This window comes from Quyinboa sediminis (assembly GCF_042219855.1).
Taxonomy (GTDB): Bacteria; Bacteroidota; Bacteroidia; order Bacteroidales; family UBA5342; genus JBHJHP01.
Genome location: NZ_JBHJHP010000010.1, coordinates 79348 through 95344 on the forward strand (window position 1 = coordinate 79348; position 15997 = coordinate 95344).

Here is a 15997-nt window from a genome sequence, read left to right on the forward strand (position 1 = left end):
AAGATTTATTATAAATTAATCTTAATGTGTAAATAAATTGGTATTCCGTAAAGAGTTGTATTAGAGTATTTTATGTAAAATATTTTAGGAGTGTATGCTAGTTATATTTATTCAGAGTTAAAAAAATAATAAGTTAATTTGTATTAAATGTAAAATAAATGTAAATTTGTCTCAGAATAACTAAAAACAATTCATGAGATGAAAAAGAGATTATTTACTTTAGTAATGTTTATCGCAGGCCTGGGTGTGTTATCAGGATATGCTCAATTGTCTGACGAAGAGTATGCTTATATTACCATGGATTTACAGGGAATCCTAAACCTGACTATGACAACTAATCCACAGGTTGACTTTAGTTTTAGCAGCATAGCAGAATATAAGCAGGGTATTGTGAAGTACAATGCAACCCAGCTTGAGGTTGATGCAACCGTTGCATGGGATATGTATGTGTATGCCGCTTCTGATACATGGACTCAGGTAGAGGCTTATTCAACCAATGGTGCTGCTGTTTTACCGGCTGAAATTCTGGAGATCAATTCTTCGTATGATAACTCAGCTATTACAGGTGGCGTTGGTCTGGATAACAACCTGGTTTCATTAAAAGGTTTGACCAATTCAGGTATGGACGATGCTACTCCGGATGCAAATACGCAGTTCCTTATGGGAGGTGACAACACGCTTGCAGGTGTGGATGAGAATGGTGCTCCAGGTACAGCTGATGGTAATCCCAATACACACAAGTTCAGAATTTCGTACAGACTGAAGCCTAATGTACCGGCTACTTTCCCGAATTCTACAATTGCACTTGACGATGTAACTTTGGGTAACGCAGTTGATTATGCGCAGGCCGGTTACTATTACATCGAAGTGGTGTATTCTTTGGTTGAAGATTTATAAAAAAAATACTACTTTAGCATTGAAAAGGTTGTCAAACACCAATTGACAACCTTTTTTAGGATTATGACGAGATGTATCAGGTTAATATTACTTGTTGTTTTAAACTGTACATACTGGTTGCCACCACTGTCTGCACAGGTGTCTTTTGAATTGAAGACATCACCTGAGGTGGATTTTATTTTTACATCAATTGGTGATTATAAAACCGGTATTACCCGGTTTAATTCATTAAAGCTGAATGTGTCCAGTGATCGCAGATGGGATTTAAGTGTAAAATCAACCACATCTGACTGGTCGGTTGTTGAGGCTTACAGTTCCGGCGGCGTTATACCGGCACTTGATATACTGGAGCTTCGCGTCAGAAATTCCTCATCAACCCCTTTGATCTCTGATTTTTTTTCAATAACAGATAATGATCAGTATTTAATTGGTTCAGCGGTAACGGATATCGATGTACCATGTCCTAATTCAGGGACGAATACTGCAGGAAATTACCTGACACTGCCATCGTGTTATGAATTCTTTGTAGATTTCAGAATAACACCTGGTCTGGATCCGGTGAATTATGTCAGGCCCGGATTATACCGGATGGAAATTGTGTTTACAATCAGTGAAGACCTATAAATGAAAAAATACCTGCTGCAAATATTACTCTTGATTACAGGTTTTCAGGTGTTGAGCGCTCAACAGGGTATTGTAATGCAGTTTCTCAATAAAAATACCACGGAGTCGGTTTCAGAAATTGCCCGGAACAGAATTAAGATTGTAAACAATACGACAAACACTTACCCTTTTCTGCTTAATTTTAAGGTCCCGCCAAAATGGAAATTGCTGGGTATGCAAAGCAGGACTTTTATTCTGGCACCGAATGATTCTGTATTTGTACCGGTTTATATGATTCCGGATAAAAATATTCAGGGTGGTGACTATGCTGTTTTAGGGGCTGAACTGTTCAGCGATGGCTTTCTGGTAAATAATGATAACTGGATTCTGACAGTAGAACGGCTGAGTAACTGGCATATTCAACCGGAATCAAACCAGATTTATTTTCTGCATGGCAGAGATACCGCGGATCTGAAATTTTATGTGATCAACCAGGGAAATGCAACTGAAGATTTGTTATTCGATCTGAATGCTTTCAGGGACAAGCTTACCTTGTATGATGATGATTATAACATTTTCAGGCCGGAGGATTTCAGCCTTAAAAGCGGAAAAGATACAGTGCTGAATTTTCATGCGGTCATAAACAGAAAATTCGAGGGTGAAAACACCTACAATACCTTACGAAAGAAACCAAACAGAGAGATTTACAATATCAGGGCTGAGGCGCACAATAAAGGTGATGATCATTTATACGCCGTTGACAAGGAAAATATTACCTTAAATAAGGTTTCAGACTATTACCAGGAGAACAGGTATGGTTCAGCAAGTCTGCCGCTGGTTGTTCAGCTTGATGCCTATAATATCCTGGAACAGTCCACATACCTCAGTTTTCAGGCATATGGAAATAAAACCATAAATGAAGTTAATGAACTAAGTTATTTTTACCAGACCAACTTTAATTCCAACGTGCTCAATGCAGATGCATTTCTTGGTGATTACTTTTTTGTAGGGTACAATGCGCCAAAGTACTATGCCGAACTTGGTAACCTGGTATTGAACCATGAAGGTGCTTCCGTCTCCGGTAAAGGTGTCAGGGGAGGTTACAGGGCAAAGGGACATGAAGCAGGAGGTGGAATTGTTGCCAGTCCGGATATGTTTGAAATCGAACGCTGGGGTGGAAGTTTGTACTACAAATACAATTATGCACCACGCGACCTGAATGCCGCCGTTTATTCCTTCTACGAAGAAAACAGCTACAATAATCAGCAAAATATCACCGTAATTCCGGAGTCATCATGGAGGATAAATAATAACCACATGGTACGCCTGATGATGGGGTACAATATGAGAACCTATCTTTTTAATGCCCCGGGAAGATTTACCCGGAACGGTTATGGTACACGTTTAAGTTATGGCGGGCGTTTCAACAGGTTTACCTTTTCTGCAACAGGACGATATGGCACACCAACTTACGAACCGTCACCTGGTATTACACAGCTTTCTGGTATCACCGGATTCTATCATCAAAGCGGTCTGCAGTCCCGTCTTCTGGTGAGCCATTTTTCTTCCCGTCCGGATATATATGATGTATTTGGCAATCTTGTTCAGCAGGGACTCCGTTCGCGAACCAACCAGGCGGAATATAAACTTTCTGCTTCGCAACGAATGAATACATTTTCCGGATCACTTTATGCCAGGGAGCGTTTTTACAACAGTCTCCAGATGGTAAACGAAGGAGTTGGTGTTTCGTATTACCGCAGGTTTGAAGATAACTCACGTATTTCGGCATCACTTAATACAGATGTAAACCAGTTTCCGGAGCTCATCGGCTTCGGGTCATTTTTCAGCGCTCGTTTAAAAACATCATACCGGTACAGAAGTAACCTCCTGGTGAACTTGCGTTATCATTACGGCCCGTTCTACTATTATGAATTCAGTGAATATGCACAATCCAGAGAGAACCCCCAGACCATCTTTCTGAATGGGTATTATGATTTGTGGATGGCCAAAAACAGACTCCTGGCCAGATTCAGCGGTAATTACAATTACAGACTCGTACGAGAGCAACATATCTTCAATACCCGGCCGGAGTTATTCTGGTATTCCAAGACCGGATTCCGGTTCAGCTTTTACAGTAATATATCCTATTTCAGTCGCCAGCAGCAATTTATTAACCAGCCTGACTCGTATTCAAGAACATCATCTAAAAATCTTGAGTTAGGATTTGGCGTGCGAAAAGAGCTCGGAATTCCGGTGTCAGGAAAGCGGTTTTTCGATGTGCAATGCATCGCCTTTTATGATGAAAACGGCAACGGTATAAAAGAGAAAAACGAAAAGGGGTTGACGAATGTACTGGTATCGCTGATTCCTGCGGAAGATAAGGGTATGTTTAGTTCAATGGATGGATATAAGATACTGACCGGTGCAGGAGGGGAAGGATTGCTTGAAAATATTACAAAGGGAAATTATACCATAGTCGTCCAAAAGCTCACCAAGGGCGATGGCTTTTATAACAACAGTGTGAAAACCGTGGCGCTTTTTAAGGATGAAATTGTATATTTACCATTCACGTCCGGAGGCAAGATAATGGGAACGCTCCAGGTGCAGAAAGCAAAATATACTCGCTTTTCTGAAAAAGATGTGGAGCTGTCGAACATTCGGATCGTGGCAACAGATATGTTTGGAAACGAGTATTCCACTCTTACAGATCAGAATGGCTTTTTTAAAATTGAAGTGCCGGGAGGGAAATTCACAGTGTCCATAAACAGTGCTGTTTTCGGAGCAGGTTTCTCGGTGCAGGAAAATGATATTGAAGTAGAAATTAATGATATAAATAAATCGGTTTTTGTAAACTTTTTAATCTCCGAACAGGAACGTAGAATGAACATTAAGAAATTTTGATGACTATGAAGTTTAAGAACGTTATTTCCCCGGCATTTTTATTTTTTACCCTTAGTATGTTAAACGCTTTCGGGCAGGGTGCTACAGTTGCACCTTCAAGACTTTTTTTCAGTGCAAGTCCCGGATCATCAGAGACGCAGGTACTCAGGGTAACCAACAGTACATCTTCCAAACAGGCATACACCATTACATTTGCCGATTTCGAACCGGAAGGGAATAAGGGCAAAACACGAATGATGCAGCACGGAGAGTCGGTTCATTCCTTAAACAATAATATTACAGCCACGCCTAATTTCTTTGAACTGGGCCCGGGTGAAACACAGGAGATAAACATTGCCGTTACACTGGCTAATGTACCGGAAGCCAATCAGGTAAAATGGGGTTCTGTTGTGGTCCGTCTGGCAAAAGAAAGGCAGCCGGGCGAAGAAGGAAATCAGATGGGCTTCGGAATCATGGAGACTTTCCAGCTTGTGGTATATATTTTTCAGACGCCTCCTGCCGTGAATCTGAAACGTGCCGAGATTACCGGATTCGCTAAGCAAACAAATAATAAAGGTGAAAAGGGTATACTGATGACCGTGGATAATACCGGTGAAGCCATTCTGAATTGCGCATCATATATTGAGTTGACAAGTTACAGTACCGGTACCGTAGAACGCATTGGTGTGAAGGCCTTTACCATGTTACCGGATTCCGAACGTGAAGTATTCTTTGCACTACCTGATACACTTAACGCCGGGTCCTATTCTGCCCTGGGGGTAGTAGACTTTGGCAGCAGGGAAGAGATTGAAGCTGCAGAACTTGAACTTACTGTTGAATAGTTTATAATTCGGTTAACCCCAAAATTTCGCTGTTTACCGATAAAAATCTGTTGTTCGCGTACTATTGAAGTGCGTCAATCGAACAATGTAAACATTTCTGTATTTTTGTATTTACACATTTAAACAGGTATATAATGAAAAGATTAATTCTATTAACCGCCATTTTAACCACCGTAATCTTTTATTCGTGCAACGAGAATAAATATGTTGTTCGTGAGATGGTTGACGAAAATGGATATTCCTATGAAAAAGTAACCAACGATCCTACTGATACACGCGTTTATACGCTGGATAACGGGCTGAAGGTTTATCTCTCAGTCAACAAGGATGAGCCCCGTATTATGACGTATATTTCCGTCAGATCCGGTTCATTAAATGATCCTGAAGAAACCACAGGACTTGCACATTATTTTGAACATCTGTTATTTAAGGGAACGGCAAAATTCGGTACCTCAAACTGGAAAGCAGAAAAAGTCTATCTGGACAGTATTTCGGATCTTTTTGAAAAGCATAAGGAAGCACAGACAGATGAAGAAAAGAAAGCAATTTACAGCGAGATAGACCGTTTGTCGCAGATTGCCTCCAGATATGCAATACCAAATGAATACGACCGGATGACCTCGGCCATCGGAGCAACCGGAACCAATGCATTCACCTCGTACGAAACTACGACTTATGTTAATGAAATTCCGTCGAATGAACTTAAACGCTGGCTGGAAATGGAGCAGGAGCGCTTTACTGATCCCGTGCTGCGCTTATTCCATACTGAGCTGGAAACAGTGTATGAAGAGTTCAATATGAGCCAGGACAGGGATATGTCGCGGGAGAGATCGGTTCTTATGGCAAACCTGTTTCCGAATCATCCGCTGGGAAGAGACATCATCGGTTATCCAAAAGATCTGAAAAATCCATCACAAAAGAACATCATGGAATTTTTTCATACCTGGTATGTGCCCAATAACATGGCTGTAATTCTTAGCGGGGACCTTGATTACGAAAAAACCATTCAACTCGTGGATTCTACTTTTGGAAAATTCAAATCAAAACCGTTACCTGAGATTAAACATCCCAAAGAAGAACCGATTACACATGTGGTTGAGAAAGAAGTTTATGGACCGGAAGCTGAGAATGTGATGTTTGCCTACCGGTTCAACGGAGAAAAATCGGAAGATAAAAAATACGTTTATATGATTGATATGATCCTGAACAACAGTGTGGCAGGGTTGATCGATCTTGATCTGGTTCAGAAGCAGAAAGTATTGAATGCAGGTTGTGGCCCGAGTTTCCAGAGCGATTACGGCATGCACATGTTTTATGGAATCCCGAAACAGGGGCAGACACTGGAAGAAGTCAAAGATCTGATTCAGGGTGAAATTGAAAAAGTTAAAAAAGGTGAGTTTGAGGATTGGCTGATGGACGCGGTCAACAATAACTTTAAAGTCGATATGATCAAACGGACCGAAAGCAATCAACGTGTCAGTTTGCTGCTTGATGCCTTTATATATCAAATGAACCTGGCCGAACTGTTTGACTTTTACAATGAAGTGGCAAAAATCACAAAGGATGAACTGGTTGCTTTTGCGAATGAGCACTACAAAGATAATTATGTGGTGGTATACAAACGCACCGGTGAACCCGGTGATCTGGTAAAAGTGGAAAAGCCGGAAATTACCTCTGTGGAAATCAACAGGGATATACAATCCGACTATCTGAAGCATTTTCTGAGTGAGAAATCTGATTCTATTGAACCTGTTTTTGTGAATTTTGATGAACTGATTGAACAGAAAGAACTGGAACCCGGACTGGAACTGGATTACATTAAAAACAATACCAACGATCTGTTTGAATTAAACTTCATCTGGGATATGGGTGACAGGAATGACCAAAAACTCGCGCTGGCGATGAGTTATCTGTCCTACCTCGGAACAGATCATTATACGGCTGAAGATATCAGCAAGGAATTTTATAAAATGGGAATCACCTTTGACTCAAGTGTTGGTGATAACCGATCAATTGTTAAAATATCGGGTCTAAGTGAGAAGATGTTGCAGGGCCTTGAGCTGATTGAACATTTACTGGCAAGTGCCAAACCTGATTCCGCAGCTTACGAAAATCTGGTGGACAGAATTCTGAAAAGCAGGAATGATCAGAAAAAGAGTCCTGCGGCAATCAGAACGGCCATGTTAAATTATGCCAAGTATGGTTCCGTTTCACCAATGACAGATATATTGTCTGAATCGGATTTAAATTCAATGAATCCCAAAGATTTAACGGATGCACTGTCAAGATTCAACAGTTTCAAACACAGGGTGTTCTATTATGGTCCCAAAACGGCACCCGAAGTTGCCAACATTATTAAAAAGCACCACCGTGTTGAAGGTGATTTGTCTGATTGTCCGGCTGAGAAAAAATTTGCAACAGAAGATTTCAGCAAAAAGAATGTGCTGTTTCTCAATTATCCAAAATCACAGGTCGATGTACTTTACCTCGCAAAAGATGTGCCCTACCAGGAAAAAGTGATGATTGATGCCCATATTTTCAATGAATATTATGGTGGTAATATGAGTTCAATTGTTTTCCAGGAAATAAGAGAAGCTAAAGCTCTGGCCTACTCTGCCTGGGCTGGATATATGACCCCGAAAGAGAAAGATGAAAATTTCTTTATCCAGGGTGTTATTTATACCCAGGCTGATAAAATGCTGGATGCTGTATCTGCAATGGATGGGCTTCTTGAGACGATGGTTGTTTCAGAAAACCCGTTTCATATTGCCTGCAATAACATTGTAAAGAATATCCAGACTGACAGGATTACCAAACAAAGGATCTTCTGGACCTGGCTTGCCAATGAGAAAAAAGGCATAGATCACGATATTCGTAAAGATTATTACGAAGCTGCACAGACAATGACACTGGATGATGTACAGAATTTCTTTGATACCCACATAAAAGATAAACAATATACCTATGTTATTATTGGTGATCAGAAAGTTGTAACAAACGATAAGCTCAAATCCATTGCACCGGTCAAAACACTGACACTTGAAGATGTATTCGGATATTAAAATATTAGTAGTAAGATCAAAATAGTATAGAAACGCTGCCGTTTAAGGTGGCGTTTCTTGTTTGGAAACAGTTCCTGGACCTTAACTTCACCACAAAGGACACAAAGCTCGACACCAAGGCTATAAGGTGTGTTTCTTAATGCCAGTATTATAATCAGTTTTCCGGTTAAAGCTTCAGAGATTCCTCGTTACACCTGGAATTACAGGCATTTACTGGTTGTTGGGCTGGAGGATGTGAACCTAAAAGACTGTCATTCTGAGCGTAGTAAAATGAAGCGAAGAATCTATAAGTCATATAGATTTATAGCCGGACAATAATGATTTAAAATATCTTATTCAGTTATAGCTTAAGGGTCAGGTCGATGTAAAGATATCGTTTGAATATAACAGTTTATAAGTTAAAAAACTCCCCTGTCATGATGTACCTATCATGACACCCCCTTTTTGAAAATGGGGGACATTGAAAACGATCAGACTTATGATGTTTAATATAAGGACATTAAATGAAGACAGGCGATTGGCTAATTAATCCCGGTGATGAAAAAACGACATAAAAAAAGCGGTAGAGAGTATCCACCGCTTTTCTGAATTATGACTTCTAAAATTATTTAGTTACCATTACTTTAGCTGTTGTTCCACCAATTTCAACGATATAGATGCCTTTAGGACATTCTACGAAATCACTGGTAACACCTTTAGCCACAACTTTTCCTGAAATGGAATATATACTGGCATTTGATTCTGCCGGTACTCTTATACCACCGCTTACAGCATAAGCAGAAGCACTCTCAATCTGAGTTTTTTCAATACTGGTTGCTAAAAAGCTAAAATCAGCCAGCGTTTCCGGTACAGCCAACTCTGCTAACATATAAATTGCATTTCTCCAAATTGTCAATCCTTCTGCTGTCATCGCACATTTATCTGCATAGTCAGTGTTTCTTGTTACACCAACATTATATCCCAATATAATTACACGGTTTTGAAGTGTTGCATCATCAATTGTTGAGCCTGCAGCAAAATCGGAAAAAGATATGGCCACATCAGAAGCTCCTTCAGGATATGCAAGCAATGTATTATCAGGTACTACATTTCCTGTATTATACTGCAGACCTCTAACGCCTGTACTACCATCATCTGCTACACCACCTTTCATTGCAGTAATAACACCTGATGATACATCTATCCCTTTAAATAAATCACTTGTGCCATCAACAATTGTCAGGTTATAAACATTTTCTGCATTTGTTGAAGCTCCATCGCTGGTTGTGAATGCTTTACCCGCTTGAAACGCATATATTTTATCATATAAAGTAGGAGCTGGTAATGTTGCTAAAGCCGCAGCACCAGTAGGCTTCCAGAATTCATCACTTGAACCTAAACCATCATGTAAAATAATAACATCATAACCTGAAAGGTCAACAGGACTTTGTGTGTCCGGGTCAATACCTCCTGCTTCCAAAACTTTTACAGTAACATTGAAATTTGGATCTGCGTTCAGCATTTGAATAATTACATCATTATTCTCAGGCCACATGTTTGCAGCAGGATTAGATCTTAAAGTTGTACAATACACTACATTCTTTTGCGCATTTGCAAAGGCTACTAAAAGTGTAAAAGCAATTAAAAGTGTAAAGATTCTCTTCATACCATTATAAATTTTTATGAGTTTAACATAGTAATATCAGCACTAAAATATAAAAAAAATAGCAGACTTGCAGAATCTGAAAGGGATAAAGTGAAAAAAAATGTAAACGTTTACAACGAAGTTTTTCAATACCGGCTTCAACGCCATCAGAAGTTGCAGGCACTTAGTCTTTTCCGGAATAAACGGTGAATCAGAGAAATCCAGAACGGACTGACGATAAGGGAAAGCGTTATAGCACTTATAATAATCTGGTATTCTTCGTTATTTAAAATGCCGTTGAGGTGTGCTGTAGCACCGATAATAAAACTGAACTCTCCGATCTGAGCCAGAAGGGAACCGGCATAAATGCTGTTGCACAAGGGTGCTTTAAATATTTTAAACACCACTCCGTTAATAATATTGTTGATAACCAGTACAGTAACCACAAGAATTATCACCCGCATGTAATTATCCAGAAAGAAGGAGATGTCCAGCATCAGACCTATGGATACAAAAAACATGGCTACAAAAATGATGTGAAATGCATGCAGACTTGAATGCACCCAGTGCGTGGATCGGGAAGAGGCCACTATTATTCCTGCCACAAAAGCGCCCAGAGCGGCAGAGAGATGAAATATGGCAGTCAGTATTGAAAATCCGAAGCAGATAAAAAAGGCGATAAAAACCTGTAGTTCATGATCTCTCAGAATGAGTTTTTCAAAGGGGAGTTTAATGTGTTTTTTGTAAAATATCCAGGCCAGAATACCTATAATGAATACTGAACCAACTGCCTGCAGAATAATCTCCTGCATCTCGGGTTTGTCGCCTCCCATATAGTTAATGCTTAACATCATGGGAACGATTAAGATATCCTGTGCCAGCAGGATGGCTATGACCTGTTGGCCTACCTTCGTTTCAATTTCTTTTCTGCTTTCAAGAACCTTAATGATGACAGCCGTGCTGCTTAAACTGATCAGAAATCCAAAAATTATGATCTTATTGAAATTCCAGTCAAATATGGAGCTGATAGCGGCTATGGCCAGAATACTGAATATAATCTGAAACAAGGTACCTATTAAAGCCAGTTTCCAGTTCTTTATCAGTGAATCCAGCGAAAGTTCCATGCCCAGGAAAAAGAGGAGGAGAACCAGACCTAAAGACCCGAAATCAGAAATCAGAGCCTCATTTGTGATCAGACCAAACACATGAGGCCCAACAAGAATACCAACCAGGATATATGAAATAATGGAAGGTTGTTTTAAAAGGTTAAAGATAAATCCTGCTGCAATAATGACCATTGAAAGTAAAACGATGTTAGAAAAAACAGGATTTATTTCGGTAACCAGAAAAGGCATATTGTTAAGTTTTAAGTTAAATCAGCAGATCACAACTGCTATTCACAAAAATAACTTATTTACTTTTCTTAGTCAATCACATTTATAAAATAAAGAACCCCGGAATTGAATTCAGGGGTTCTTTCATCTGTCTACTGTAAATTTATAACTTAATTACCTTCTGAATATACCTGTTTTGTCTGCCCTGAATTCTGCAGGTATAAATGCCGGCCTTTAAATTGCCTGCACCGGTTATTTTCAGGACGGAACCTGAAGTTATATCCGAAAGCACCAGTTGACCTGATACATTATAAATCTGAACATTTAACGGCTGTGCATTCTGTTCAGGATTTGTAATGTTGAGTTCAGTACTAAACGGTACCGGGTAAACTTCAAGACCTTTTGTTTCAAGTTCATTAATGGCACTTACAGAAGAGTTATATACATACTGTATCTCAGCAGAAGTAAGTGCGGCATTAAAAATGTTCAGCTCATCCAGTGAGCCTTTATACGGTGTATCATAAGCAGTATTGTTATTTCCGATAGCCAGATCTCCGGTCTCGCCAATATTGCCGGTGCCATCGGTGGTGGATTTCACAAAATTACCATCAATGTAAACTTTTAACTGATCCTGCTCCACATCACGTATAAAGGTGATAAAATGCCATTGGTTATTAAAATACTGATTTGGATTACTGGTCAGGTCAATCACCGTTTTAGTGGAATTATCATCTATTCCGAAGGTAAAACGATCTCCTTTTTTCAATTGTATCCCGATCCATTTTCCGGTTCCGCCATTATCCGTATTGTGTGTTCCCTTGTGCAGCACATATACATCCTCTCCGTTTGCATTCACATCGGCTTTCATCCAGAATGTGATGGTAAAGGAGGTATTATTCAAATAAAGTTCAGGGTAATAGGGGACAACCATACCGGTTTGCGTCGTTGTAGGGTTCAGGTAAACACAATTATTAACTTTTCCGGACAACCATACCGGTGTGATATTTTTTGCCACTGCATTCTCTGTGCCTGCTTCATTTGCTGCTGTTGTACCACTTGTTTCATCAAAAGGAATGTACAGAACCTTTTGCAGACTTCCGGCTGCTGTGGTAAACGACCAGGTCAGACCTTCTTCGCTTCCTAAATCGTTGGTAGCTTTCACTCTCCAGTAATATGTATTAGCTGCATCGAGCGAACCGGCAAACCATGATTTATCTGTGAGGTTTTCTGCTACAAGACTCATATTCTCACTGCTTGTGCCAAAATAAACGTCATAGTAAAGTGTGCCTCCCAGGCTGTTGGTTGTATTCTCCCAGGTTAGGTATACATCGTTAATTAAAGAAAGCGTTGAACTATTACCGGGTGAAGGAGAGGAGCAGGCAACCGGTGGCATTGGTGCATCATCGGTTTTTGCCGATATAACATCTGAATAGCTTGAACTCGCTGAAGCAGTAGTCGCTTTTAACCTGAAGAAATAGGTCGTGCTGCTTGTCAGATTCGGTATGGTAACCGTAGTCTGATCTCCTGTAACATAAACTGATTTACTGAAATTACCGGCTGATGTACCATATTCGATATATATCTGATCAGCTTCATCGTTATTGATCCATTTTAGAGAAACAGCATCCTGGGTTGTATTTGTGACATACACATTTGTAGGATATTTCAAAAATGGCATAACCGGCCCGCTGATGGAATTGATGTAGTTTTCTATATTGGCATATCCGTTTGCCGCAATTGTCATGGCATCGTTACTGTTTTTATTTAAACTGTTTGCCTCTTCCCAGTCATCAGGCATACCATCTTTATCGGAATCAAGGGGTTTAGGCCCGTTAAAAACATAACCAAGACCACCATTGGGAATGCCGTTGCTGTTTTCATCCATTACAATAGCTCCGGATGTTCCATAGGAAGAAAGCTGGCTAATGAGCAGTTCATCTACCGCATCCCGGGCAATATAGGGACCGGCATTTTCAATAATGTGTGCTACGGCATCCTGCGCTGAGAGTAAGGTATTAACTCCTGGATGGTTATACGGAGTTGTTTCAACTGTTGCTGTTTTATAGTCTCCGCTCCCCAGAAGTGTACCATCAAGTGTTCCATCCTTATCGGTATCGAGCCAGTTGTCAGACTGATAAACATGATAAAAGGAAGTTGTTCCTGAGACATAACTGTCGGAACTGCTGGAAGGGCCGGCAATAAAATAATTTCCAAGAAGATTACAGTGAGAATCTGCATTTTCGGTATCACCCATTATCAAGCCACGTGAACCCCAGTTGTACAGGACATTGTTAATAATTTCGTGTTCAAACCTGATTTTCGGATTACGGGTATTGTTATCAATCCAGAGTGTTCGAATAATGGAAATCGGGCCACATTGAATGAGACCTCCGGTTGAATGGCCATGCCAGTCAGCACCCTGTCCTATAATACAGTCCTGAATGGTGATGTTTTCAGCATCGCCACTGTTAATATCAAAGGTTCCATCAGCTCCCCATGTAACGGACACATGATCGAACATCATATTGTCCGCATTATCGGAAATAGACATGGCATCTACGCCACTTCCGGCAGCCCGCGCCAGGCGTACCCTGAGGTATCTGATGATGTTATTCCCGGAATTACTGTTAAATGCCAGTCTGTTGCCAAACAGTGTAATTCCATCACCCGGTGCCGTTTGCCCTGCCACGGTAACGTTACGGCTGACCACCACAACACTTTCAAGTCTGATAATGCCGCCAACATCAAATACAACGATGCGGTTTGGTTGACTTACTGCATCGCGGAATGATCCTGAACCGCTGTCATTCAGATTTGTAACATGATATACTGTTCCTGTTCTTCCTCCTATTGCATATCTCCCAAAACCTTCTGCACCCGGAAAAGCCAGCTGCTGTGCATTAATTGTTATGGTTATAAAAAGTGTTGCAATTAATAGTATCTGTTTCATCCGTATAAATTTTCAGGTTTGTCCAGGCAGTTGTGTCAGCTTGTTTTCGTTTGAATCACTCCTGCCATTTGATCATTTGTAATATCGTATAAAAAAACAGGAGAGAAGTTTGTGTCTGCTCTCCTGTTTTGGATTATTCATTTGCCAGATCGTACTTAATGAACCAATTCTCAGGCGTCATCAGGTATTGATATACTTCTTCCTTTTTCCCGTCGGGATATTTTGCACTGACCCTTGATGCTAAAATGGATGGATCGTTCCAGCGTTTTGCCATACGAATCATAGCAAAATAGGAGCGGGCTTCACCATTACTTTCCATACAGGTTTCATCCAGTATCAGGGAATCAAGCTGGTAGCAGTATGTGTCCGGCTGTGCTATAGAATCTGCAGATGGAAATACGTAAGCAAGCGCTACACGGTCTCTGACACCGGCATTCGGATATTTATCGTTTGTAAACGCATCATATATCAACGGATCGGTAAACGGATACCGCCATTCTGATTCTTCAAATTTTGAATAGTAATCACTGAACATACCACCGTTTAAAAGCGCTTCTGCTTCACGGAACATGTGCTTTTGATTTAAAGCTTCCATCAGGAAAAAGTGAATATCCGGAGCCCTGTACATGTAAATGTTGTCCACTGTTTTATATACCTGGTTTGGATCATCTTCAAAATAGTGGGTCAATTTACGGTATACCCGTTGTCCATCGATTTCATCATACGATCTCCCGTCACCACGGTACTTATCACCTTTTGTTATACCATCTTTTTGATACTGGTTATCAAACCGGTCCATAATAGCCTTTGTAGGCCTCAGATAGTAATAATTAGGTTCCCTGTTGGAAAAGTAACGTAACAGGTCGTTAACCTGACCATTTTCGTAATTGTACAAGGTACAGTTGATTCTTACATCAGTTAACAGTCCGCTGTTGATCGTTGTGAAGATGTCAGATATCCATTCGTTATCATGTTCGTCAAATGTAATCTTCCATTTTTTTCTCGATCCGTCAGCATAGAGAAACCATATTGCTTCATCAATAACCTGGTCATAATTTTCATCCCACAGGTCAAGTTCAATGTTCAGACACTCCGGGAAAGGGTTGATTATATCCCAGGACTGGTCTGTTGTTTCCGATGAAATTACATCAGAGAACTGAAATGGAATCATTCCGTTAATCTGATAGTCAATGGTATCATTACTTATGCTTATCCCTTCTCTCATTAACAGGATTAACTGATCGATTAACTGATCGAAATCCAGGGTAGGATAGTTGTGGTCAGGCTGATACTCCACCATAGGATCATCAAAATAAATAGCCTTTCCATAAAGTTTTCCGATCATAAGATAAGCCCAGACCTTATACCGTATTGTAGCGCTTATAAAACCGTCAAACACATCATCCGTAACAGCTTTGGGATTATTCTTCTTGTAAATAATCGCATTCCTGATAAAATCGTTGGCGTTTACCACCACATCGTAAAAATCACTGGGATTGGTAAATTCGTTGTTGTTATCGTTGGTATAGTTATAAATCTCCCATAAACCCTGGGGGGCATTTTCCGTTGGTTCCAGTAAATCTCCCCGAAGTTCAGAAAGGATTACCGCTTTGTCTGCAACACCGGCTACCTTAGCCGCAACACCCATATAACCGGAGTAGAGTTCATCATTACTCGAAATGTAATCCTCTCCTAAAAGTAAATCGTCCGGGTTTGTATTGAAAAAATCTGAACAGCTTTGTAAAAGAACCAAGCCTGATATTAAAACTATTGCATATTTAATCTTCTTCATCATTGTATCCTCC

General features: G+C 40.2%; 9 protein-coding genes. 5 read left to right on the forward strand and 4 right to left on the reverse strand.

What is annotated here, in order from left to right:
* Positions 1–198: 198 nt before the first annotated feature.
* The 5 genes from ACE1EF_RS19040 to ACE1EF_RS19060 all read left to right on the forward strand — a co-directional run bounded on the left by ACE1EF_RS19040 (position 199) and on the right by ACE1EF_RS19060 (position 8284).
* Positions 199–897: a hypothetical protein gene (locus ACE1EF_RS19040; protein WP_375722294.1), complete on the forward strand. Its 699-nt coding sequence runs from the start codon at positions 199–201 to the stop codon at positions 895–897.
* Between the two features lie 63 nt (positions 898–960).
* The gene (locus tag ACE1EF_RS19045) at positions 961–1521 is read left to right on the forward strand and encodes a hypothetical protein (protein ID WP_375722295.1); all 561 of its coding nucleotides are present in this window, start codon (positions 961–963) and stop codon (positions 1519–1521) included.
* The gene (locus ACE1EF_RS19050; protein WP_375722296.1) at positions 1522–4401 is read left to right on the forward strand and encodes a hypothetical protein; all 2880 of its coding nucleotides are present in this window, start codon (positions 1522–1524) and stop codon (positions 4399–4401) included. It begins immediately after the preceding gene.
* A 5-nt stretch (positions 4402–4406) separates the two neighbouring features.
* The gene (locus ACE1EF_RS19055) at positions 4407–5222 is read left to right on the forward strand and encodes a fimbrial biogenesis chaperone (protein ID WP_375722297.1); all 816 of its coding nucleotides are present in this window, start codon (positions 4407–4409) and stop codon (positions 5220–5222) included.
* Between the two features lie 134 nt (positions 5223–5356).
* A complete protein-coding gene (locus tag ACE1EF_RS19060) occupies positions 5357–8284 on the forward strand; it encodes a M16 family metallopeptidase (RefSeq protein WP_375722298.1) in 2928 nt (975 codons plus the stop codon).
* Positions 8285–8888: 604 nt separating this feature from the next.
* Here the strand turns inward: ACE1EF_RS19060 and ACE1EF_RS19065 are convergent.
* The 4 genes from ACE1EF_RS19065 to ACE1EF_RS19080 form a co-directional block, all read right to left on the reverse strand.
* Positions 8889–9929 (reverse strand): hypothetical protein, encoded by a 1041-nt coding sequence (locus tag ACE1EF_RS19065; RefSeq protein ID WP_375722299.1) that lies wholly within the window; start codon positions 9927–9929, stop codon positions 8889–8891.
* A gap of 146 nt (positions 9930–10075) precedes the next feature.
* Entirely contained in the window at positions 10076–11263 is a 1188-nt protein-coding gene (locus ACE1EF_RS19070; protein ID WP_375722300.1) for a cation:proton antiporter domain-containing protein, read from the reverse strand.
* A 142-nt stretch (positions 11264–11405) separates the two neighbouring features.
* Entirely contained in the window at positions 11406–14192 is a 2787-nt protein-coding gene (locus ACE1EF_RS19075; protein ID WP_375722301.1) for a LamG-like jellyroll fold domain-containing protein, read from the reverse strand.
* A gap of 133 nt (positions 14193–14325) precedes the next feature.
* Positions 14326–15987: a hypothetical protein gene (locus ACE1EF_RS19080; protein ID WP_375722302.1), complete on the reverse strand. Its 1662-nt coding sequence runs from the start codon at positions 15985–15987 to the stop codon at positions 14326–14328.
* Positions 15988–15997 lie beyond the last annotated feature (10 nt).